Raw genomic sequence first — 20762 nt, forward strand, 5'->3', positions numbered from 1 at the left:
GGGGGAGCGATCCCCTGGTAGCTGACGGCCCGATCGCGGACGATCGGGTCATGGCCCCGCCCGCCTCCGGGATCCGCCACGGCGCCCACCGCGCCCCGCGGCGCTCGACCGTGCCCCGGTCGGCCCGCGGGCGGCTGGCCTGCCTGGCGGTCGCGAGCGCCGTGTTCAGCGGCCTGCTGGTGCGGCCGGTGCTGCGCTGGGCCGACGAGCCGGCAGAACCGGTCACCGTCGCGGCGTCCGAGCAGGCGGTGATCGTGCGCCCGGTGCCGCGGGCCCTCCGCGAGGGCGGGGAACCGCCGCGGCCGCGCGCCGTGGACGTCGGGGGGGTGCTGGCCCAGCTGGACGGCGCGGCGGCGCAGTCCCGCAGCTGGGTGGGCACCGTGGTGGTGGACGAGTGGGGCCGGACGCTGCTCGTGAACGGAGACGCCGAGCGGACGGTGGCCACGGCCTCGCTGGTGAAGCTGCTGGTGGTGCAGCAACTGCTCGCGCGGTCGGCGGACGGGACAGTGGTCCTCGACGAGCGCGCGCGGCGGCTGATGGAGCGCGCCGTGACCGTCTCCGGCGACGAGGCGATGAGCGCGCTCTGGAGCCGGTACGACGGCGAGGCGCTGCTGCGCGACGCCGTCGCGGCGTTCGGCCTGACCGCTACCGCGCCGCCGGAGCGGCCCGGTCAGTGGGGGGAGGCGACGACGACCGCCACGGACCTCGCGCGGTTCCTGTCCCGCATGGACACGACGCCGGGCGCGGAGACCCTGCTGGGCTGGATGCGCTCGGTCGCGCCGACCGCGGCGGACGGCTTCGACCAGCGGTTCGGTCTGGTGGCGGTGGCGCCCGGAGCGGCGGTCAAGCAGGGCTGGATGTGCTGCATCGGCGGACGGCGCCAGCTGCACTCGGTGGGCGTGCTGGCCGACGGCCGGGTGGTCGTGGTGCTCGGCGACGCGCCGTCCTCGACGGGCTGGTCGGCGTTGCGGCGGACGCTGGACGGCGCGGCCGCAGCACTGGTGGCCGGCACGGCCTGAGGCCGTGCCGGCCGTGCGTCAGCGCTGGGCCCGGTTCACCGCGGAGACGATCGCCCGCAGCGACGCGGTGACGATGTTCTCGTCGATCCCGACGCCCCAGAGCACCCGCTCGCCGACCGCGCACTCGACGTAGGAGGCGGCGCGCGCGTCGCCGCCGGCCGAGAGCGCGTGCTCGTTGTAGTCGAGCACGCGGACGTCGACGTCCAGCCCGGCCAGCGCGTCGACGAAGGCCGCGATCGGGCCGTTGCCCTGCCCCCGGACGGTGACCGGCACCCCGGCGTCGACGAGCTCCACGGTGATCTCGTCCGGGCCGTTGCCGTGCGCGGTGTGCTCGTGGCCGGCCAGGGAGAACCGGCCCCAGGGCGCATCGGGGTCGGGCAGGTACTCGTTGCTGAAGGCCGCCCACATCTGCTGGGCGGTGACCTCGCCGCCCTCGTTGTCGGTGTGCCGCTGGACGACGGCGCTGAACTCGATCTGCAGCCGGCGCGGGAGGTCCAGCTGGTTCTCGGTCTTCATGATGTAGGCGACGCCGCCCTTGCCGGACTGGCTGTTGACCCGGATCACTGCCTCGTAGCTGCGGCCGACGTCCTTGGGGTCGATCGGCAGGTAGGGGACGGCCCAGGGGATGTCGTCGACGCCCTTGCCGGCGGCCTCGGCGTCGGCCTGCAGCGCCTTGAACCCCTTGTTGATGGCGTCCTGGTGGGAGCCGGAGAAGGCGGTGTAGACCAGGTCGCCGCCGTAGGGGTGCCGCTCGTGCACGCCCAGCTGGTTGCAGTACTCGACGGTGCGCCGGATCTCGTCGATGTCGGAGAAGTCGATCTGCGGGTCGATGCCCTGGCTGAACAGGTTCAGGCCGAGGGTCACCAGGTCGACGTTGCCGGTGCGCTCACCGTTGCCGAACAGGCAGCCCTCGATCCGGTCCGCGCCGGCGCGGTAGCCCAGCTCGGCGGCGGCGACGGCGGTGCCGCGGTCGTTGTGCGGGTGCAGGCTGAGGACGACGGCGTCCCGGCGGCCCAGGTTGCGGTGCATCCACTCCACCTGGTCGGCGTAGAAGGTCGGCTGGGCCATCTCGACGGTGGCCGGCAGGTTGAGGATCGTCGGCCGGTCCGGGGTCGGCTCCCACACGTCGGTGACGGCGTTGCAGACCTCGACGGCGAAGTCGAGCTCGGTGCCGGTGAACGACTCGGGGGAGTACTCGAAGCGGATCTCGGTGTCGTTGGCCTGCTCGGCCAGCTTGCGCACCAGCTGGGCGCCGTGGACGGCGATGTCGACGATGCCGGCGCGATCGGAGTTGAACACCACCCGGCGCTGCAGGGTGGAGGTGGAGTTGTACAGGTGGACGATCGCCTGCTCGGCCCCGCGCAGCGACTCGTAGGTGCGCTCGATCAGCTCGTCCCGGGCCTGGGTCAGCACCTGGATGGTGACGTCGTCGGGGATCAGGTCCTCCTCGACGAGCTGCCGGATGAAGTCGTAGTCGGTCTGGCTGGCGGCGGGGAAGCCGACCTCGATCTCCTTGTAGCCCATGCGTACGAGCAGCTCGAACATGCGGCGCTTGCGCTCGGGCGTCATCGGGTCGATCAGCGCCTGGTTGCCGTCCCGGAGGTCGACGGCGCACCAGCGGGGGGCGACGGTGGTCACCGTCTCCGGCCAGGTGCGGTCGGGCAGCGCGATCGGGGTGAACGGCGCGTACTTGTGGATCGGCATCCCCGAGGGGCGCTGGGGGTTGCGGACGTGCGGGTGGGTGTCGCTCATGGGGGGCTCCTGGGGCGGGCTGCCGTGCGCGGGCTGCACACAGCTCCGGATGACGGTCAGCATGCGCCGGGAACGCGCGATCTCCGCGGCGAGGGAGCCGACCTAGGAGAGGGCCTCGCCGCGGCCGGTAAGCAGGAGGCTGCCGCGCACGACACCAACGGTAGCAAGGGATCAGTCGACGTCGCACTCACAGGGGCACTCGGAGATGTGGGCCGGCAGCTCACCGGCGTCCTGCTCGGCGCACTCCGGCGGGCAGGCGCAGTCCCACTCCGGGCATTCGCGCAGCTCGCCGGCCTCCTGCCGCCGCCGGACCTCCTCGTGCCACCGCCGCTGCGCGTCTGCCTGCCGTCGGGCGCGCCGCGCAGCGGGGGAGTCCCCTGGGCGGGGCACCTGGTGGTCGTCCGGGCTGCCGAGCCGTCGGCGCCGTGCATCCCGCCTGTCGCGGCACCGGTCGAACGTGTACGTGGGCTGCGCCCTGCTGTACCGCTCAGGGCCGTGCCACCAGCAGTCGTCGCCGTACCGGGTGTCCAGGTGCGCAGGGAACCGCCGCCCCGCGTCGTCGCGTACCGCGTCCCCGTCCATGGGCCCCACCTCGGTGCCCGTCTCGTCCAGCAGCGCCAGCCGGAGCCCGGCCAGCACGGCCGCACGCGACAGGAACTCGACCGTTCCCCCGCGGCGCCCGGCCTCGGCGTGCGACACCACGGCCAACGCGACGGTGCAGGCTCGCGCGAGCTCACGCTGGGAGAGGTCGGCACGACGTCGGATGCGGCGCAGCGTGCCGGGGAGGTCGAAGTCGCCCATGGCGGCGATCGTCATGCCGCGGACCATGGGGAGGAGCCGTGGCCCCGACGGCTGTGGACAGCCGTCCTCGGAGTGGACCCCTCAGACCCCTTCCGCGCATTCCTGTGCTCTGCATGCCCGGCGCATGCAGAGCACAGGAATGCGGGAGAACACCTCCGAGCCCCGGCGGGGACCACAGATCGCCGGCGTCAGAACTCGTGAGCCCGGCGCAGGCGCAGGGGGCGGCCGTCGGGGTCGACGGAGAGCCGGTACATCGGCACCGCCCACAGGCGGGTGGCGCGCGACAGCTCCTCGGTGCGGTGCGGCCTCAGCCGGCCCGGTGGGCGGGGTCCGACCCGGCCACCGTCGTGCCAGGCCTGCAGCGCCGCGGCACTGCGCTCGACGGCGGCCACGAAGTCGTCGGGGTCGAGCAGGTCGTCGTCCTCGCTGCCGTCCGGCGCGCGGTCCAGGTGCTCGCGGGCCAGCCGCAGGCGCAGGTCGCGGGCGAACGTGCGCGCGCCGTCCCCGGTGCGGGCCGGGTCGCGGGGCTCGCGGGGGTCCAGCGTGGTGTCGAGCACCGCGCTGGAGAGCTCGCTGTCGTGGGTCCACGACCGGCGGTTGAAGTTGTCGCTGCCGACGCTGGCCCACACGTCGTCCACCACGCAGACCTTCGCGTGCACGTAGACCGGCGTCCCCTCGTGGTTCTCCACGTCGAACACGTGCACGCGGTCCGGTCCCGCACGCCGACAGGTCTCCAGCGCCTGGGAACGCCCGACGTACTGCGGCCGCTCCGACACCGCGCCCTCCTGGTCGGGCACGCGGGGCACGACGACCACGAGGTGCAGCTCGGGGTGCGTCTCCAGGGCCCGGGCGAACAGCTGGGCGACTTCGCGTGACCAGAGGTACTGGTCCTCCAGGTACACCAGCCGGCGGGCCCGGCGGATCGCCTTGGAGTACCCGCGCGCCACCGACCGCTCGCCGTGGGGCGCGAAGTCGTACGCCGGCCGCACCGCCGGGTAGGTGCGCAGGGTCTGCACCACGTGCGGCCCGCACCGCGGCGGCGGCGCCGGCTGGGGAGGCAGCGGGGTGGGGTCCATCTGCGAGCGCTTGAGCAGCGCCTCCACCTTGTCGTGCACCCAGGCCAGCGGGTTGTCCGAGTCCGGGCTGGTGGGGTCGTCCCAGCGCTCGCGGAACACCGTGTCGAGCACGCCGACCACCGGCCCGCGCAGCTGCAGTTGCACGTCGTGCCACGGTGGCCGGTCCCCGTACGCCGACGACATCGACTGCGGCTGCGGGTCCCCGAGGTGCCGGTCGTCGTCCCGGCGCGAGTGGCCGAGGTCGATGCCCCCGGCGAAGGCCACGTCGCGGGCCGGGGCCCCCGGGTGCCGCAGGACGACGAACTTCTGGTGGTGGCTGCCCATCCGCCGCACGCGCTCGTCCAGGATCACGACGGCGCCGGCTTCCTCGAGCTCCCGGTCCAGCGCCGTGTTCTCCTCCTTGCTGAAGCTGAGCCGGTCCCAGTGCGACCGCCAGACGAGCCCGCGCACGCACACCCCGCGCCGCGCCGCTGCGGCGAAAAGCCCCACGACGGTCGGCCCGTCCTCCCGCAGCCGCTCGTCCGGGTCGCCCCGCCAGTCGGTGAAGAACAGGTGGTCGCCGGGCCCGAGCCCCTGCACGGAGTCGACCAGGCGGTCGAAGTAGGCGGATCCGTGCACCAGGGGCTCGGCGAGGTTGCCCTCGACCCACGCGGGCAGCGCCGTCGCGGGATTGCCCCTCTCGGCCGCGGTGAGCAGCCAGTCCTCGGGTCCGGTCACGTGGGTGATCCAACCCGTCCGGACCGCGCTCATGCACCCTCTCGGCCGCGCCGTCCGGCCGGGTGCCTCGGCGGGGCGCGGAGCGCCCGACCCGCGCCGGTAGCCTGAGCGCGTGGCCCTGGTCGTGCAGAAGTACGGCGGTTCGTCCGTCGCCAACGCGGAGCGCGTCAAGCGCGTGGCCGAGCGGATCGTCAAGGCGAAGAAGAACGGCGACGACGTGGTCGTCGTCGTCTCCGCCATGGGCGACACCACCGACGAGCTCCTGGACCAGGCGAGCCAGATCACCGACGACCCGCCCGGCCGCGAGCTCGACATGCTGCTCACCGCCGGCGAGCGCATCTCGATGGCACTGCTGGCCATCGCCATCTCCACGCACGGCTACGAGGCCCGGTCGTTCACCGGGTCGCAGGCCGGGGTGATCACCACGTCCAGCCACGGCCGGGCGCGGATCATCGACGTCACCCCGGGCCGGCTGCGGCAGGCCCTGGACGAGGGGTCGATCGTCATCGTGGCCGGTTTCCAGGGCGTCAGCCAGGACACCAAGGACGTCACGACCCTGGGCCGGGGCGGGTCGGACACCACGGCCGTCGCGGTGGCCGCGGCGCTGAAGGCCGACGTCTGCGAGATCTACACCGACGTGGACGGCGTCTTCAGCGCCGACCCGCGGATCGTCCCCAACGCCAAGCGGCTGGAGACGGTCACCTACGAGGAGATGCTCGAGCTGGCCGCCTCCGGCGCGAAGGTGCTCATGCTCCGCTGCGTGGAGTACGCCCGCCGCTACGGCATCCCCGTGCACGTCCGCAGTTCCTACTCACAGCTCCCCGGCACGGTCGTGACCGGCTCGATGGAGGACCTCAGCGTGGAACAGGCGATCATCACCGGCGTCGCGCACGACCGCAGCGAGGGCAAGATCACCGTGTACGGCGTCCCGGACCGCCCGGGTGAGGCGGCCCAGCTCTTCCGGGTGCTGGCCGACGCCGAGGTCAACATCGACATGATCGTGCAGAACGTCTCGGCCGAGGCCAGCAAGCTCGCCGACATCTCCTTCACCCTGCCGGTCAGCGACGGCCCCGCCGCGCTCGCCGCCCTGGAGAAGGTGAAGCACACCGTCGGCTACACCGACGTCCGGTTCGACCAGCACATCGGCAAGGTGTCGCTGGTGGGCGCGGGGATGCGCTCGCACCCAGGGGTCTCGGCCAAGTTCTTCGGCGCGCTCGCCGACGCGGGGGTCAACCTGGAGCTGATCAGCACCTCGGAGATCCGCATCTCCGTCGTGTGCCGGGACGCCGACGTCGACGTCGCCGTCCGCGCGGTGCACGATGCGTTCGACCTCGGCTCGGACCAGGCCGAGGCGGTCGTCTACGGAGGGACCGGACGATGAGCACGCTGTTGAGTGGGCATGGCACCAGCGACGGCCTGCGGGTCGGCATCGTCGGCGCCACCGGCCAGGTCGGCGGCGTCGTCCTGCGGATCCTCGCCGAGCGCGACTTCCCGGTCAGCGAGCTGCGCCTGTTCGCCTCGGCCCGCTCGGCCGGCCGCACCCTGCCGTGGGGCGGTCGCGAGATCACCGTCGAGGACGCCGCCACCGCCGACCCCACCGGCCTGGACATCGCCATCTTCAGCGCGGGCGGCGCCACCTCCAAGGCGCAGGCGCCGCGGTTCGCCGCCGCGGGCGTGACGGTCATCGACAACAGCTCGGCGTGGCGGCGGGACCCCGACGTCCCGCTGATCGTCAGCGAGGTGAACCCGCACGCCCTGGCCGAGGTGCGCAAGGGCATCATCGCCAACCCGAACTGCACCACCATGGCCGCGATGCCGGTGCTCAAGCCGCTGCACGCCGAGGCCGGGCTGGTCCGCATCGTCGCCAGCACGTACCAGGCGGTGAGCGGTGCCGGGCTGGCCGGCGTCGACGAGCTCGCCGGGCAGGCGCAGGCGGTCGTGGAGAAGGCGGCCGAGCTGACCCACGACGGGTCGGCGGTGACCTTCCCCGAGCCGGTGAAGTTCGTCCGCCCGATCGCGTTCAACGTCCTCCCGCTCGCGGGCTCGATCGTCGACGACGGCAGCTTCGAGACCGACGAGGAGCAGAAGCTGCGCAACGAGAGCCGCAAGATCCTCGAGGTCCCGGACCTGCGGGTCTCCGGCACCTGCGTCCGCGTCCCGGTCTTCACCGGGCACTCGCTGTCGCTGAACGTCGAGTTCGAGCGGCCGCTGTCGGTCGAGCGCGCCACCGAGCTGCTGGAGCAGGCGCCGGGGGTGCAGTTGACCGGCGTCCCCACCCCGCTGCAGGCGGCCGGCAACGACCCGAGCTACGTCGGCCGGATCCGGCAGGACCCGGGTGTCGACGGCGGGCGCGGCCTGGCGCTGTTCATCAGCAACGACAACCTGCGCAAGGGCGCCGCCCTGAACACCGTGCAGATCGCCGAGCTCATCCTCGCCCAGCGTTGATCAGGTGACCTGATCGACGGGTGTCCCCCTGCACCAGCGTTGGTGCAGGGGGACAGCTGTCGGCGCGGGAGGATCCCGTTACGGCGTGACGTGCCGCACGGCGAAGGAGAGCGCGGCCTCGACCTGGCGGATGGTCTCCTCGATCACCAGCGAGCCGTGGCCGGCGTCGAACCGGTACACCTCGTGCGGCTTGCCCAGCCGGTCGAGCTCGGCCAGGTAGTTGTCGATCTGCCGGATCGGGCAGCGCGGGTCGTTCGCCCCGGCCACCACGAGCACCGGCGTGGCGACCGCGTCGACGTAGGTGATCGGGGAGGACCGCACGTACCGGTCGTGCACGTCGTCGGGTGAGCCGCCGAACAGCGCCCGGTCGTAGGCCCGCAGCCCCTCCATCTCGTCCTCGTAGGCGGCCAGGTAGTCGGCCACCGGCACCTCGGCGATGCCCGCCGCCCACCGCTCCGGCTGGGTGCCCAGGCCGAGGAGGGTGAGGAACCCGCCCCAGGAGCCGCCGGAGAGGATGGTCCGGGCCGGGTCGACGAACCCCTCGGCGACCAGCGCGTCGTAGACCGCGCCGACGTCCTCCAGCTCGGTGAGCCCCGGCCGGCCGGTCAGCGCGTCCCGCCACTGGCTGCCGTAGCCGGTGGACCCGCGGTAGTTCACGTGCACCACCGCGTACCCGGCGTCGACGTAGGCCGCCCGCCGCGCGCGGTAGGAGTCGTCGTCCAGCGCCTCGGGACCGCCGTGCACCAGGAACGCCGTCGCGTACGGCGCAGGCCCCGCCGGGCGCACCACCAGCGCGTGCACGTCCCCACCCGGTCCGGGCACCCACCGGTCCTCGACCGGGTAGGCGGCCGGGGGCTCCTCACCGGGCGCCGCCAGCACCACCGGCCCGTCCGCGCGGCGGATCACCGGCGGCAGCTCGGCGGAGGACCAGGCCAGCTCCACGGTCCCGTCCGGCCGGGCGGTGGCGCCCCGGACGACGCCCCGCGGGGTCTCCAGCTGCTCCAGGGTCCCGGCGGCCAGGTCGTAGCGGTACAGCTCGCTGCGGGCGGCGTGGTCGTGGCCCACCAGCAGCGCGGAGCCGTCGGGGTACCAGCCGGCGGTCACGTCCCCGGGCAGGTCGAGGACCAGCTCGGTCTCGGTGTCCGCGGCCACGTCCCAGAGCAGCAGCTCCTCCCGGCCCCGGCGCTCGTGGCCCACGAGCAGCCGCTGGTCGCCCACCACCGGGGAAAACGCGAGCGCGTGCAGCCCGCGGCCCTCGCCGTCCCACTTGTCGGCGACGACCGACAGGTCGCCGGTGCGCAGCACCCGCAGCGCCGGGTAGCGGGGGTCGCCGTGCTCGGAGTGCGAATAGACCAGCAGGCTGTCGTCCCGGGACAGCGCCTCGACCCCGGCGGTGTCCGGGGAGGTGTAGAAGATCTCCGGCGTCCGGTCGGTGCCGGCGATCCACAGCTCGCTGCCGTCATCGGTGGACCGGCCGATCGCCACGACCCGGTGCCCGATCTCCAGGCCGGCCGGATAGGCCGGGCCCACCTCGGGGACGGCGACCTGGTCCCGCCCACCGGCGAACGGCTGGGTGCGCCACACGCCGAACTCGTCTCCGTCGGTGTCGGCGAACCACCAGATGGTCTCGCCGTCCGGGCTGAGCGTGGCCGCGAGCGTGCCGTTGGGCCGGTCGGTGACCTGCCGGTGCGTGTCGGTCTCCCGGTCCCACGCGTACTGCTCGACGACCCCGCTGACGTCGGAGGCGTAGACGTTGCGGTGCGGGGCGTCCTCGGCCCACTCGGGCAGGCTGATCCGGGGCGCGCGGAAGCGGGCCTGCCAGCGGGCGGTGACCTCCGGGGGGAGGGCGGGGGCGGGGCTGGGCGTCGGCTCGGCACTCACCCGGTCATCTTCCCCCGGCCCCCGCGCCGGCCGGCGGCGCGGTGGGGGGAGCCAGCCGCACGTCGGCGCCGCGGACGTCGCCGATCAGCCGCTCGAGCACGTCCTCCAGGGCCACGATCCCGACGGTCCGGCCGTCCTCCACGACCCGGCCGAGGTGCGCGCCGCTGCGCCGCATCTCCTGCAGGACCTCGGGGAGCGGCTCGTCCGGCGCCAGCTCGACGAACGGCGTGATCGCCCGGTCGGGGACCGGCTGGTCGCGGGAGGACGGGCCGCTGCCCAGCACGTCCTTGACGTGCACGTAGCCGGCCAGTGAGCCCTGCGGCAGCCGCACCGGGTACCGGCTGTGGCCGTGGGCGGCGACGACCGACTCCAGCTGCCGCGGCGTCGCCTCCCGGGGCACGGTCACGACGGTGTCCAGGGGCAGCAGCACCGAGCGGACGTCGTGCTGCTCGAACGCCAGCGCGCCGGCGGCCAGCGCGCTCACCTCGGAGCCCAGCAGGCCCTCCCGGCGGGACTGCCGGATCATCGCCCGGATCTCCGACTCGTCGAAGCCGGCGTGCACCTCGTCGGTGGGCTGCACACCGAACAGCCGGACGAACGCGTTGGCCGTGGTGTTGAAGAACCAGATGAAGGGCTTGAGCACGCGCACGACCGTGGCCAGTGGCGGCCCGAGCACCATCGCGGCCCGGTCGGGCCCGGCGATGGTGATGTTCTTGGGCACCATCTCGCCGAGCACCATGTGCAGCACGGTGACCAGGGCCAGGGCGATGACCAGCGCGATCGGGTGCAGCAGCCCGTCCGGCACGCCGACCGCGTGCAGCGGCGCCTCGATCAGGTGCGCGATCGCCGGCTCGCCGACCGCACCCAGGCCCAGCGAGCACAGGGTGATGCCCAGCTGGGCGCCGGCCATCATCTGCGACACGTTGCGCATCGCGGCCAGCGCCCGGCGGGCCCGGGCCGACCCCGCCGCGGCGCGCGGCTCCAGCTGGTCGGCGCGCGCGGAGACCAGCGCGAACTCGGCGGCGACGAAGAACGCGTTGCCCAGCAGCAGCGCGATGAGGACCAGCAGGCTCAGGACGTCGGTCATGCCTGGGCCACCTCGGGCTGCCGGTCGCGGGCGGCCGGGTCCGCGGTGTCCCGGTCGGGCTCCCCGGCCACGGGGACGGCCTGCAGCCGCGCGATCCGCCGTCCCTCGACCCCGGTGACGGTCAGCCGCCAGCCCTCGACCTCCACCGCGGCACCCTCCTCCGGCAGCCGGGCCAGCCGCTCGAGGACGAAACCGGCGACCGTCTCGTAGCGGCCCTCGGGGACCGGGATGTCGGTGCGCTCGCGGACCTCGTCGGGTCGCAGCAGCCCCGACAGCGTCCACTCCACGCCCTGCCGGCGCAGCTGGCGCAGCGGCCGGTCCGTCTCGTCGGTGATCTCGCCGACCAGCTCCTCGACGATGTCCTCCAGGGTCACGATGCCGTGGGTGGCGCCCCACTCGTCGACGACGAGGGCCAGTTGCAGGCCCTGGTCGCGCAGCTGGTCCAGCAGCGGGTCCAGCCGGATCGACGAGGGGACGGCGAGCACCGGCGCGGCCAGCTCACCCGCCGTCCGCCGCTCCCGCTCGGCCTCCGGGACGGCGACCGCCTGCTTCACGTGCACGACCCCGGTCACCTCGTCCAGGTCCTCGCCGTACACCGGGAAGCGCGAGTTGCCCGACCGGATCGCCGCGTCGATCACCGCGGCCGCCGACGCGCTGGCCGGCAGCGTCCACAGCCGGGTGCGTGGGGTCATCACGTCCGTGGCGTACTTGTCCCGCAGGCCCAGCGACCGGGTGAGCAGCCGGGCAGCGACGGGGGAGAGGTCGCCCTCCTCCTCCGACCGCCGGGCGACCGCGGCCAGCTCCTCGGCGCCCCGGACGTCGTCCAGCTCCTCGCGGGGCTCGACGCCCAGCCGGCGCACGATCGCGTTGGCCAGCCCCTGCAGCGTGCGCACGACCGGGCCGGTGGCCCAGGTGAAGGCGCGCAGGCCCGGGGCCACGGCCGTGGCGACCGGCAGCGGCCGGGCGATCGCCAGGTTCTTGGGGCCGAGCTCGCCGAGCAGCATCTGCAGCACGGTGGCCAGTGCGATGGCCAGGCCGACGGCGGCCGCGCCCGCGGCGGCTGCGGGCAGCCCCACCGACTCCAGCGGCCCTTCCAGGAGCCGACCGAGCGCGGGCTCGGCGAGGTAACCGACGACGAGGGTGGTCAGCGTGATGCCCAGCTGCGCCGCGGACAGCTGGGTGGAGAGCCCGCGCAGCGCCGACACCACGTGGTGGGCGCCGCGGTCCTCGCGCTGGGCGGCCTGCTCGGCCTGCCCGCGGTCCACGGTGGTGAGGGAGAACTCGGCCGCGACGAAGAAGCCGGTCAGCGCGGTCAGCACCACGGCCGCCAGCAGGAGCAGCCAGGGCGTCACCCGTCCCCCCTGCCCGGGGGCGGCGGACGGGAAACAGAGGCCGGGAAGCACTCAGGGACCGCCTCGCGGCGGTCCCTGGGTGAACTGGTCGGGGTGACAGGATTTGAACCTGCGGCCTCGTCGTCCCGAACGACGCGCGCTACCAAGCTGCGCCACACCCCGAGGTGCGGACAGAACTCTACTCGACGCCGTGGGCGGGCCGTGAGGCGGTCCTCGGGGTCAGCGTCAGCAGCGTCGCCTCCGGCGGGCAGGCGAACCGCACCGGCGCGTACGGGCTGGTGCCGAGTCCGGCGGAGACGTGCAGCCAGGTGCCGGTCGGGTGCTCCGGCGTCGGCTCGGCCCACCGGTGCAGCCAGCGGACGTGCTGCCGGTCGATGCCGCAGTTGGTGACCAGCGCGCCGTAGAAGGGCACCCGCAGCTGCCCACCGTGGGTGTGCCCGCACAGCAGCAGGTCGTAGCCGTCGGCGGTGAACCGGTCGAGCACCCGCGGCTCGGGGGAGTGCACCAGCCCGATCCGGACGTCGGCGTCCGGATCGGCGGTGCCCGCGACGTCGTCGTACCGGTCGCGCGCCATGTGCGGGTCGTCCAGACCGGCGAAGGCGATCCGGCGTCCGTCGACGGTCAGCGTGCCCCGGGCGTTGGTCAGGTCCAGCCAGCCGCGGGCGGTCATGCCGTCGCGCAGCTCCCGCCAGGGCAGCTCCTCGCCGTGCACCCGCTTGTGCTCGGTCTTGAAGTACTTGAGCGGGTTCTTCGGGCGCGGGGCGTAGTAGTCGTTGCTGGCCAGCACGAAGACGCCGGGCAGCTCCATCAGCGGGTCGAGCGCGCGCAGCGTGGGCGGGACGGCGTCCATGCCGGCCAGGTTGTCCCCGGTGGTGACCACCAGGTCCGGGGCGAGGTCGGCGAGCCCGGCCACCCACGCCTGCTTGCTGCGCTGGCCGGCGGTCATGTGCAGGTCCGACAGCTGCAGCACCCGCAGCGGCGCCTGTCCGGGGGGCAGCACCGGCACGTCGAAGCGGCGCAGCGTCCAGCGGGTGCGTTCGACCAGGCTCGCGTAGGCGACGGTGGTGGCCCCGGTGGCCAGGACGGCGGTGGGGACGGCGGTGCTCACGCGCATCCCCCGAGCCTAGGGCTGCCCGCGGAACTGCGTCGTCGCGGGCGCGGGGCAGGTGGCAGGCTCGGCCCCGTGGCTGAACTGAAGGACCGACTGCGCGCCGACCTGACCACCGCGATGAAGGGGCGGGACGAGCTGCGCACCGCGACGCTGCGCATGGTGCTCTCCGCCGTCTCCGCCGAGGAGGTGTCCGGCAAGGAGGCCCGCGAGCTCTCCGACGACGAGGTGCAGGCGGTGCTCCGCCGGGAGGCGAAGAAGCGCCGGGAGGCCGCCGAGGCCTATGCCGGCGCGGGCCGGGCGGAGCAGGCCGACCGGGAGCGGGCGGAGGAGGGCGTGGTCGCCGGCTACCTGCCGGCGCAGCTGGAGGACGCCGACCTGACCGCGCTGGTGGCCGACGTCATCACCCGCACCGGCGCCTCCGGGATGAAGGACATGGGCAGGGTGATGGGTGCCGTGCAGGGGCAGGTCGCCGGCCGCGCCGAGGGAGGCCGGGTCGCTGCCGAGGTCCGTCGCCAGCTCGCGTAGGACCCCGCCGTCCGGCCCCGCTGCAGGGCCCGGCCGCCAGCGGGCGAGCGGTGGGGGGCAGCGGGGCCCTTGATCAGTCGGTCGGCTGGCGGTCGTCGGTGTCCGGGATGCTGGGTTCCGCCGGGGCGCTGGGGGCCTCCTCGCTCGGCGACGGCTCCGCGGACGGCGGGGCCTCCCCGCTCGGGGCCGGCTGGCTCGGCGACGGCCTGCGGTCGTTGCCGCGACGGCGGTCGGACGAGTCGTCATCGTCGTCGTCGGCCGGGGCGGGCGCGGCGCTGCCGCTGCCCTTCGTGCCGGCGACCACGGCCGGGTCGGCGGGCGCGAAGGTCCCCGTCGGGCCCTGGTTGAGGATCGGCGCCATCGCGTCGTGCCAGATCTGCGCCGGCTTGTTGCCGCCGTAGCCGCCGACGTTCTGGTTCTCCTTGGGGTTGAGCACCATCACGCTGGCCGCGTACTCGGGCGTGAAGCCCACGAAGGCGGCGGAGAACTGGTTCTGCGACGTGCCGGTCTTGCCCGCGATCTGGTGCCCGGGGACGTTGGCCCGCTGCCCGGTGCCCCGGACGACGTCGTCGACGAGCACGTTGGCCAGGGTGTTGGCGACACCCGGCGGGATCGCCTCGGCGGTGCAGTTGTCGCCCTTGACCAGCGGCTGGCCGTCGTCACCGGTGAGCGGCTGGCCGCCGCGGTCCAGCACCTGCGCGACCGGGGTCGGGTCGCACTGCGTGCCATTGGCGCCCAGCGTCGAGTAGGCGCTGGCCAGGTACAGCGGGCTGGTCGCGAACGGGCCGAGCGTGAACGAGCCCATCCGGCCGTCGATGATCGTCTGCGCCTGCTCGTCGATCGACTTCAGGCCCATCCGCTGGGCCATCCGCACCGGCCCCTCGACGCTGCCCAGCGCGTCCTCGAGGGCGACGAAGTAGGTGTTCGACGAGCGCACCAGCGCGTCGTGCATGTTCAGCCGGTTGGGCAGGGTGCCCACGTTCCCGATCGGGCCGTAGGGGGCGCCGCGGGTGCCGCCGTTCTTCTTGTACACGCGCGAGTAGTACGGGTCGCTGGTGGTGATGTGGTAGTTCACCCCGAAGCCCTGCTCCAGGGCCGAGGCGGCGGTGAACACCTTGTAGGTCGACCCGGAGCCCTGGCTGGCGGCCACGTTGAGGTTCACCGACTCGCACGCGGGGTTGACCGTGACGTCGCACCCGAACTGCCGGTTGACGCTCATCGCGAGCACCTTCCCGGTGCCCGGCTCGACGGCGGTGAAGATCCCGGCCAGCGAGTTGCCCATCGGCACGGTGGCGACCACCGCCTGGTCACCGGCGATCTGCACGTCCGGGCGCAGCGTGGTCTGGATCGTGTAGCCGCCGTTGTCCAGCTCGGTCTGGGTCAGCCCGAGGGTGTTGATCAGGTAGCTCTGCAGGTAGTCGCAGAAGAACCCGCCGACGGTGGCCGAGGCGCAGCCGTTGGGCGGGCTGGGGCCCTCGACGGTCGGGACGGGGCTCGCCGAGATCTCGGTCAGCTCCTGCTCGGTGATGTGGTCGAGCTGGAACATGCGGTTGAGGACCTGGTTGCGCCGGGCCGCGGCCGCATCGGGGTTGTTCAGCGGGTCGTCGGCGGCCGGGCTCTGCACCAGGCCGGCCAGCACCGAGGCCTGGGGGAGGGTGAGGTCCCAGGCGTTGACGCTGAAGTAGGTCTGCGACGCGGCCTGGATGCCGTAGGCACCGTGCCCGAAGTAGGCGATGTTCAGGTACCGGGTGAGGATCTCGTCCTTGGAGTACGTCTTCTCCAGGGCGAGGGCCAGCCGGGCCTCACGCAGCTTGCGGCCGGGCGTCTGCTCGGTGGCGGCCTGCCGCTCCTCCGGGCTGTCCGCGGTCTGCAGCAGGGTCTGCTTCACCAGCTGCTGGGTGAGGGTGGACCCACCCTCCTGCACGCTGCCGGCGGCCACGTTGGTGACCAGGGCGCGCATGGTGCCCTGCACGTCGACGCCCCGGTGCTCGTAGAACCGGGAGTCCTCGATGTCGACGATCGCCTGCTTCATGATCGGCGAGATCTGGTCCGCGGTCACCGGGGTGCGGTTGTTCTCGTAGAACTGCGTGATCACCTGGCCGTCCGCGGCGAGCACGGTGGTGTTGCCGTTCGGCGTCTTGTCGGTGAGCTCGACCGGCAGGGCGTCGAGGAGGCTGGTGGAGTTGCGGGCGACGAGCCCGGTCCCGCCCACCCAGGGCAGCAGCAGGGCGGCGACCAGCAGGCCGGCGACGACGATCGCCATGACCAGCTTCGCGAGGGTGCCCAGACGGAGGCGCGCAGACTCGGACATCGCATGCCAAGGTACCGGTCCGGAGGACCCCGATGGCGGGCTCGGCGTGGCGACGCGCGGGCACCGGCGCGCCGCCGGACCGCCAGGTCAGCCCGGCGGTCGGGCCGGGTCTCAGGCGGCCGGCGGCCGGGCCGGGAGCACCCGGCTGCGCGGCGTCCCGGTGCCGGTCGCGGTCTCCTCCGCCATCAGCGCCTCGCCCATGATCCGCAGGCCGTCGATGTCGTGGATGTCACCGCCGGTCGCGGGCACCGTCCGGATCGGCACGCCGGGGTGGGCGCTGGTGAACCGGTCGGCCAGCCGCTGCTCGCGGGTGGCCTGGGTCATCCGCTCGGCGTGCACCCGCAGCGCCCCCGCGGCGAGCTTCGCACCCGGGCCGCCGGCCTCGGCGACCGCCTCGGCCGCGGCGTCGGCCCGGGTCGCCGACAGGGACGTCGTCGCCGGGGGGTGGGTGCGGTTGAGCACCAGCCCGGCCAGCGGCATGCCCTCGGTCGAGAGCCGGTCGACGAAGTAGGAGGCCTCGCGCAGCGCGTCGGGCTCCGGGGAGGCGACGACGAGGAACGACGTCCCCGGCTGGCGGAGCAGCTCGTAGGTCGCGGTCGCCCGCTCGCGGAACCCGCCGAACATGGTGTCCAGCGCGGTGATGAAGGTGGAGATGTCGGCCAGCAGCTGGCCGCCGAGCACCTTGCTGATGATCCGGCTGAAGATCATGAAACCCGCGCCGACCAGCCGCACCCCGGCCCGGCCGCCGGCGCGGGCGGGCGCGGTGAGCAGCCGGATCATGGTGCCGTCGAGGAACCGGGAGAGCCGGTTGGGGGCGTCGAGGAAGTCCAGCGCGGAGCGGGACGGCGGCGTGTCCACGACGATCAGGTCCCACCGGTCGGTGGCCCGCAGCTGGCCCAGCTTCTCCATCGCCATGTACTCCTGCGTGCCGGCGAAGGAGGAGGACAGCGCCTGGTAGAAGGGGTTGGCGAAGATCTGCTCGGCCCGGTCCGGCGTCGAGTGCGCGGCGACGACGTCGTCGAACGTCCGCTTCATGTCCAGCATCATCGCGTGCAGCGAGCCGGCCACCCCCGGCGTCTCGACCAGCCGCGGCTCGTTGTCCAGCTCCTGCAGCCCCAGCGACTGGGCCAGCCGGCGGGCCGGGTCGATGGTGAGGACGACGACGTGCCGGCCGGCCTCCGCCGCGGCGAGCGCCAGCGCGGCCGATGTCGTGGTCTTGCCCACCCCGCCGGAACCGCAGCAGACGACGATCCGGGTGGCCGGGTCGGCGACCAGGCCGGCGAGGTCGAGCGGGGGCGCGAGGTGCGGCGGTCGCGTCACGCGGCCACCTCGTCGCGCAGGTGGGTCTCCAGCCGCTCGGAGAGGTCGAACAGGCAGCCGACGTCCATCGGCCCCACCGTCAGCGGCAGCTCCACCGTGGGCCGGTGCAGGGCCGCCACCTGCTCGCGCAGCGCGTCCTGCGACGACCACCGGCGCGCGTGCTCGACCGCCTCGGCGGCCAGCGCGTCGGCCAGCTCCGGGCCGCCGTGCACGCCCGCGGCGGTCAGCGCGGGGAGCAGGTCCTTGCCGGTGATCCGGCCCTCGGCCGCACGCCCCAGGCTCGCTGCCGGCAGCAGCGGCTCGGTGGCCATGTTCACGATCACCGAGCCGACCGGGAGGCCGGCCGCGGTGAGCTCCTCGATGGCGTCGGCGGTCTCCTGCACCGGCATGTCCTCCAGCAGGGTCACCAGGTGCACCGCCGTCCGCGGCGAGCGGAGCACGGCCATGACCCCGTCGCTCTGCGACTTGATCGGACCCGAGCGGGCCAGCCCGGCGACCTCGTTGGTGACGTTGAGGAAGCGGGTGATCCGGCCGGTCGGCGGTGCGTCCACGACCACGGCGTCGTAGACAGGGCGGCCGCCGGCCCGGCGGGTCACCGCCTCCTTGATCTTGCCGGTGAGCAGCACGTCGCGCAGGCCCGGGGCGATCGCGGTGGCGAAGTCGACCGCGCCCATCTTCCGCAGCGCCCGGCCGGCCCGCTTGAGGTTGTAGAACATGTCGAGGTACTCGAGGAACGCCGCCTCGACGTCGATCGCCAGCGCCTTCACCTCACCGCCGCCACGGGCGACCGCCACCCGCCGCTCCTCGTAGGGCAGGGGAGGGGTGTCGAAGAGCTGGGCGATGCCCTGCCGGCCCTCGGTCTCGACCAGCAGCACGTGACCGCCGTCGGCGGCCAGGGCCAGGGCCAGGGCGGCGGCGACCGTGGTCTTGCCCGTCCCGCCCTTGCCGGTGACCACGTGCAGGCGCGGGGCGGACGGCTCTCCGGTCGGGGACGCGACGCTCACCCCTGGAAGCCTACGAGCGGCGGCCGACTCCGGCCCGTCCCGGCTGCGCTAGCGTCGCGACATGAGCTCACCGGCCCGCCGTACCTGGGAGTACGCGACCATCCCGCTGCTGATCCACAACACCAAGGCGATCCTGGACTCCTGGGGCGTCGACGGGTGGGAGCTGGTGACCGTCCTGCAGGGACCGGGCGGCGGGGACCAGCTGGTCGCCTACCTCAAGCGCCCCACCAACTGAGGCCGCCACGATGAGCGAAGCCCCCGTCAGCTGGCACGCCCGCCTCGCCGAGCTCGGCGTCCGACTCCCCCCGGTGGCCACCCCGGTCGCCTCGTACGTGCCCGCCGTGCGCAGCGGCCAGCTGGTCTACACATCCGGCCAGCTGCCCTTCGTCGACGGCGGCCTGCGACGCACCGGCAAGGTGGGCGGCTCGGTCGATCCGGAGGAGGCCGCCGCCGACGCCAAGGTGTGCGCGCTCAACGCGCTCGCCGCGGTCGACGAGCTGGTCGGGCTGGACTCCGTGGCCCGGATCGTGCGGGTGGTCGGGTACGTGGCCAGCGCCGAGGGCTTCGGCGGCCAGCCGCGGGTGGTCAACGGCGCCAGCGAGTTCCTCGGGCGGGTGTTCGGGGACGCCGGGCAGCACGCCCGCAGTGCCGTGGGCGTCGCGGAGCTGCCGATGAACGCCCCCGTCGAGGTCGAGCTGGTCGTCGAGCTCAGGTGAGCAGTCCCGCCCCGGGGGCGGTCCGGCCGGCCGCCACGGTCCTGCTGCTGCGCGACGGCGCAGAGGGCCCGGAGGTCTACCTCCTGCGCCGCACCCGCGGCATGCCGTTCGCCGGCGGGATGAGCGCGTACCCCGGAGGTGGGGTCGACGACCGGGACGGCGACACCGAACTCGCCTGGGTGGGGCCGGCACCGGCGGAGTGGGCGGAGTCCCTGGGCGGCGACGAGCGGCTGGCCCGCGAGCTGGTGTGCGCCGCCGTCCGGGAGACCTTCGAGGAGGCCGGCGTCCTGCTGGCCGGTCCGGCGGCGGGCGGCGGGGGGACGGCAGGGCTGGTGGACGACGTCTCCGGCGAGGAGTGGGAGCGTGAGCGACGCGCACTGCTCGCCCACGAGCTGTCCCTCAGCGAGCTGCTGGCCCGCCGGGACCTCGCGCTGCGCGCGGACCTGCTCCGCCCGTTCGCGCACTGGATCACCCCGCCCGGGGAGGGACGGCGCTACGACACCCGGTTCTTCGCGGCGCTGGTGCCGGCCGGGCAGGAGGCGCGGGACGTCTCGGGGGAGGCCGACGAGGCGGTCTGGACGACGCCGGCCGCGGCGCTGACCGAGCACCGTGCCGGCACCCGGCCGATGCTGCCGCCCACGATCCACACCCTCGAGCAGCTGGCCGCTTTCCCGGACGCCGCGTCCGCGCTGGCCGGGTCCCCGCCGGCGCCGCTGGAGCCGATCATGCCGACCTTCGCCGAGGAGCCTGGCGGCCGGTTCGCCGTCCTGCCCGACGGCACCCGGATCCGGATGGTCCTGCCGCTACCGGCGTAGCCGAAGGGCTCCACGCCGGCTGGCGTGGAGCCCTTCCGCCGGACTGTTGGGTCAGCGCGCGCGGCGGCGCAGGCGCTCCTCGTCGAGGACGACGACCGACTTGCCCTGCAGCTGGATCCAGCCGCGGTGCACGAAGTCGGCCAGGGCCTTGTTCACCGTCTCCCGCGAGGCGCCGACCAGCTGGGCCAGCTCCTCCTGGGTGAGGTCGTGCTTGACCCGCAGGCCGTCGGACTCCCGGCTGCCGAACCGGTCGGCCATCTGCAGCAGCGCCTTGGCGACCCGGCCGGGCACGTCGGTGAAGATGAGGTCGGCGACCGAGTCGTTGGTGCGCCGCAGCCGCCGGGCCAGCACGCGCAGCAGCTGTTCGCCGATCTCGGGGTGCGCAGTGATCCACGGCCGCAGCATCTGGTTCGGCATCTTGGCCAGCCGCACGTCGGTGACCGCCGTCGCGGTCGCCGTCCGAGGGCCGGGGTCGAACACCGACAGCTCGCCGAACTGGTCGGACGGCCCCATGACGGCCAGCACGTTCTCCCGGCCGTCCGGTGCCCGCCGGGACAGCTTGATCTTGCCGGAGAGGACGACGTAGAGGGTGTCACCCGACTCGCCCTCGTTGAAGACCACCCGGCCGCGTGGCAGCGTCACCGTCTCCAGCGAGCTGGCCACCGGCTCGGCAGCCTCCTCCGACAGCCCCTGGAAGAGACCGGACTGGGCAAGTACCTCGTCCACGTGCACCTCTCGAACGTCCTCACGGGTGCGATGGCGACCCGCGTCCTCGGAGAGTCTAGGGCCTGTGGCCAGACTCACCCGGTGCGGTGCGTCACCTGGGTGCC

Annotated in this window: 18 protein-coding genes and 1 tRNA gene; 7 read left to right on the plus strand and 12 right to left on the minus strand. The window is 74.0% G+C overall.

Features of this window, described 5'->3' with window-relative positions; translation table 11 throughout:
- The first annotated feature begins 50 nt into the window (after positions 1-50).
- A complete protein-coding gene (locus HK417_RS00730) occupies positions 51-1019 on the plus strand; it encodes a class A beta-lactamase-related serine hydrolase (protein WP_222262310.1) in 969 nt (322 codons plus the stop codon).
- An 18-nt stretch (positions 1020-1037) separates the two neighbouring features.
- On the opposite strand, the gene leuA is transcribed toward HK417_RS00730, so the two are convergent.
- The 3 genes from leuA to HK417_RS00745 all read right to left on the minus strand — a co-directional run bounded on the left by leuA (position 1038) and on the right by HK417_RS00745 (position 5365).
- Positions 1038-2771 carry a 2-isopropylmalate synthase gene (gene leuA / locus HK417_RS00735; RefSeq protein WP_222262312.1) on the minus strand — a complete coding sequence of 578 codons (1734 nt, stop codon included), beginning with the start codon at positions 2769-2771 and terminating at the stop codon, positions 1038-1040.
- Between the two features lie 171 nt (positions 2772-2942).
- Entirely contained in the window at positions 2943-3587 is a 645-nt protein-coding gene (locus tag HK417_RS00740) for a helix-turn-helix domain-containing protein (RefSeq protein WP_222262314.1), read from the minus strand.
- Between the two features lie 173 nt (positions 3588-3760).
- Entirely contained in the window at positions 3761-5365 is a 1605-nt protein-coding gene (locus HK417_RS00745) for a phospholipase D family protein (protein WP_308123285.1), read from the minus strand.
- Between the two features lie 112 nt (positions 5366-5477).
- Here HK417_RS00745 and HK417_RS00750 point away from each other — a divergent pair, with 112 nt between their 5' ends.
- Together HK417_RS00750 and HK417_RS00755 are read left to right on the plus strand one after the other, a co-directional pair.
- A complete protein-coding gene (locus HK417_RS00750) occupies positions 5478-6746 on the plus strand; it encodes an aspartate kinase (RefSeq protein WP_222262318.1) in 1269 nt (422 codons plus the stop codon).
- Positions 6743-7810: an aspartate-semialdehyde dehydrogenase gene (locus tag HK417_RS00755; RefSeq protein ID WP_222262321.1), complete on the plus strand. Its 1068-nt coding sequence runs from the start codon at positions 6743-6745 to the stop codon at positions 7808-7810. The genes HK417_RS00750 and HK417_RS00755 overlap by 4 nt, the downstream gene beginning before the upstream one ends.
- Before the next feature lie 78 nt (positions 7811-7888).
- On the opposite strand, the gene HK417_RS26030 is transcribed toward HK417_RS00755, so the two are convergent.
- The 5 genes from HK417_RS26030 to HK417_RS00780 all read right to left on the minus strand — a co-directional run bounded on the left by HK417_RS26030 (position 7889) and on the right by HK417_RS00780 (position 13244).
- On the minus strand, positions 7889-9691 hold the full coding sequence (locus HK417_RS26030; protein ID WP_222262323.1) for a S9 family peptidase: 1803 nt from the start codon (positions 9689-9691) through the stop codon (positions 7889-7891).
- A 4-nt stretch (positions 9692-9695) separates the two neighbouring features.
- The gene (locus tag HK417_RS00765) at positions 9696-10778 is read right to left on the minus strand and encodes a hemolysin family protein (protein WP_222262325.1); all 1083 of its coding nucleotides are present in this window, start codon (positions 10776-10778) and stop codon (positions 9696-9698) included.
- Positions 10775-12130 carry a hemolysin family protein gene (locus HK417_RS00770; RefSeq protein ID WP_222262327.1) on the minus strand — a complete coding sequence of 452 codons (1356 nt, stop codon included), beginning with the start codon at positions 12128-12130 and terminating at the stop codon, positions 10775-10777. The genes HK417_RS00765 and HK417_RS00770 overlap by 4 nt, the downstream gene beginning before the upstream one ends.
- An 85-nt stretch (positions 12131-12215) precedes the next feature.
- Positions 12216-12292, minus strand: a tRNA-Pro gene (locus HK417_RS00775).
- Between the two features lie 16 nt (positions 12293-12308).
- Positions 12309-13244 carry a metallophosphoesterase gene (locus HK417_RS00780; RefSeq protein ID WP_222262329.1) on the minus strand — a complete coding sequence of 312 codons (936 nt, stop codon included), beginning with the start codon at positions 13242-13244 and terminating at the stop codon, positions 12309-12311.
- 69 nt (positions 13245-13313) lie between these two features.
- Here HK417_RS00780 and HK417_RS00785 point away from each other — a divergent pair, with 69 nt between their 5' ends.
- A complete protein-coding gene (locus HK417_RS00785; RefSeq protein ID WP_222262331.1) occupies positions 13314-13766 on the plus strand; it encodes a GatB/YqeY domain-containing protein in 453 nt (150 codons plus the stop codon).
- Positions 13767-13839: 73 nt separating this feature from the next.
- Here the strand turns inward: HK417_RS00785 and HK417_RS00790 are convergent, their stop codons facing one another.
- The 3 genes from HK417_RS00790 to HK417_RS00800 all read right to left on the minus strand — a co-directional run bounded on the left by HK417_RS00790 (position 13840) and on the right by HK417_RS00800 (position 18401).
- Positions 13840-16077: a transglycosylase domain-containing protein gene (locus HK417_RS00790; protein WP_222262333.1), complete on the minus strand. Its 2238-nt coding sequence runs from the start codon at positions 16075-16077 to the stop codon at positions 13840-13842.
- 111 nt (positions 16078-16188) lie between these two features.
- Complete coding sequence (locus HK417_RS00795; protein WP_222262335.1) at positions 16189-17397, minus strand: ArsA family ATPase; 1209 nt, start codon at positions 17395-17397, stop codon at positions 16189-16191.
- A complete protein-coding gene (locus HK417_RS00800; RefSeq protein ID WP_222262337.1) occupies positions 17394-18401 on the minus strand; it encodes an ArsA-related P-loop ATPase in 1008 nt (335 codons plus the stop codon). Before HK417_RS00800 ends, HK417_RS00795 begins: the two co-directional genes overlap by 4 nt.
- A gap of 61 nt (positions 18402-18462) precedes the next feature.
- Here HK417_RS00800 and HK417_RS00805 point away from each other — a divergent pair, with 61 nt between their 5' ends.
- From HK417_RS00805 to HK417_RS00815, 3 genes are read left to right on the plus strand one after another with little or no spacing between them, the layout of a single operon-like run.
- Positions 18463-18636 (plus strand): DUF4177 domain-containing protein, encoded by a 174-nt coding sequence (locus HK417_RS00805; protein ID WP_222262339.1) that lies wholly within the window; start codon positions 18463-18465, stop codon positions 18634-18636.
- Between the two features lie 10 nt (positions 18637-18646).
- A complete protein-coding gene (locus HK417_RS00810) occupies positions 18647-19117 on the plus strand; it encodes a RidA family protein (RefSeq protein WP_222262341.1) in 471 nt (156 codons plus the stop codon).
- Complete coding sequence (locus tag HK417_RS00815; RefSeq protein WP_222262343.1) at positions 19114-19932, plus strand: NUDIX hydrolase; 819 nt, start codon at positions 19114-19116, stop codon at positions 19930-19932. Before HK417_RS00810 ends, HK417_RS00815 begins: the two co-directional genes overlap by 4 nt.
- Positions 19933-19983: 51 nt before the next feature.
- Here the strand turns inward: HK417_RS00815 and HK417_RS00820 are convergent, their stop codons facing one another.
- Positions 19984-20658 (minus strand): Crp/Fnr family transcriptional regulator, encoded by a 675-nt coding sequence (locus HK417_RS00820; protein ID WP_222262345.1) that lies wholly within the window; start codon positions 20656-20658, stop codon positions 19984-19986.
- Positions 20659-20762: the final 104 nt, after the last annotated feature.

Origin of the sequence: Modestobacter marinus (genome assembly GCF_019799945.1) — a bacterium.
GTDB classification, from domain to species: domain Bacteria; phylum Actinomycetota; class Actinomycetes; order Mycobacteriales; family Geodermatophilaceae; genus Modestobacter; species Modestobacter marinus_B.

Excerpts from the sequence above, each read along its gene's own strand:
- HK417_RS00730 (WP_222262310.1), top strand. The coding sequence starts at position 51 with ATGGCCCCGCCCGCCTCCGGGATCCGCCACGGCGCCCACCGCGCCCCG.
- leuA (WP_222262312.1), bottom strand. The coding sequence starts at position 2,771 with ATGAGCGACACCCACCCGCACGTCCGCAACCCCCAGCGCCCCTCGGGG.
- HK417_RS00740 (WP_222262314.1), bottom strand. The coding sequence starts at position 3,587 with ATGACGATCGCCGCCATGGGCGACTTCGACCTCCCCGGCACGCTGCGC.
- HK417_RS00755 (WP_222262321.1), top strand. The coding sequence starts at position 6,743 with ATGAGCACGCTGTTGAGTGGGCATGGCACCAGCGACGGCCTGCGGGTC.
- HK417_RS00765 (WP_222262325.1), bottom strand. The coding sequence starts at position 10,778 with ATGACCGACGTCCTGAGCCTGCTGGTCCTCATCGCGCTGCTGCTGGGC.
- HK417_RS00780 (WP_222262329.1), bottom strand. The coding sequence starts at position 13,244 with ATGCGCGTGAGCACCGCCGTCCCCACCGCCGTCCTGGCCACCGGGGCC.
- HK417_RS00790 (WP_222262333.1), bottom strand. The coding sequence starts at position 16,077 with ATGTCCGAGTCTGCGCGCCTCCGTCTGGGCACCCTCGCGAAGCTGGTC.
- HK417_RS00805 (WP_222262339.1), top strand. The coding sequence starts at position 18,463 with ATGAGCTCACCGGCCCGCCGTACCTGGGAGTACGCGACCATCCCGCTG.
- HK417_RS00810 (WP_222262341.1), top strand. The coding sequence starts at position 18,647 with ATGAGCGAAGCCCCCGTCAGCTGGCACGCCCGCCTCGCCGAGCTCGGC.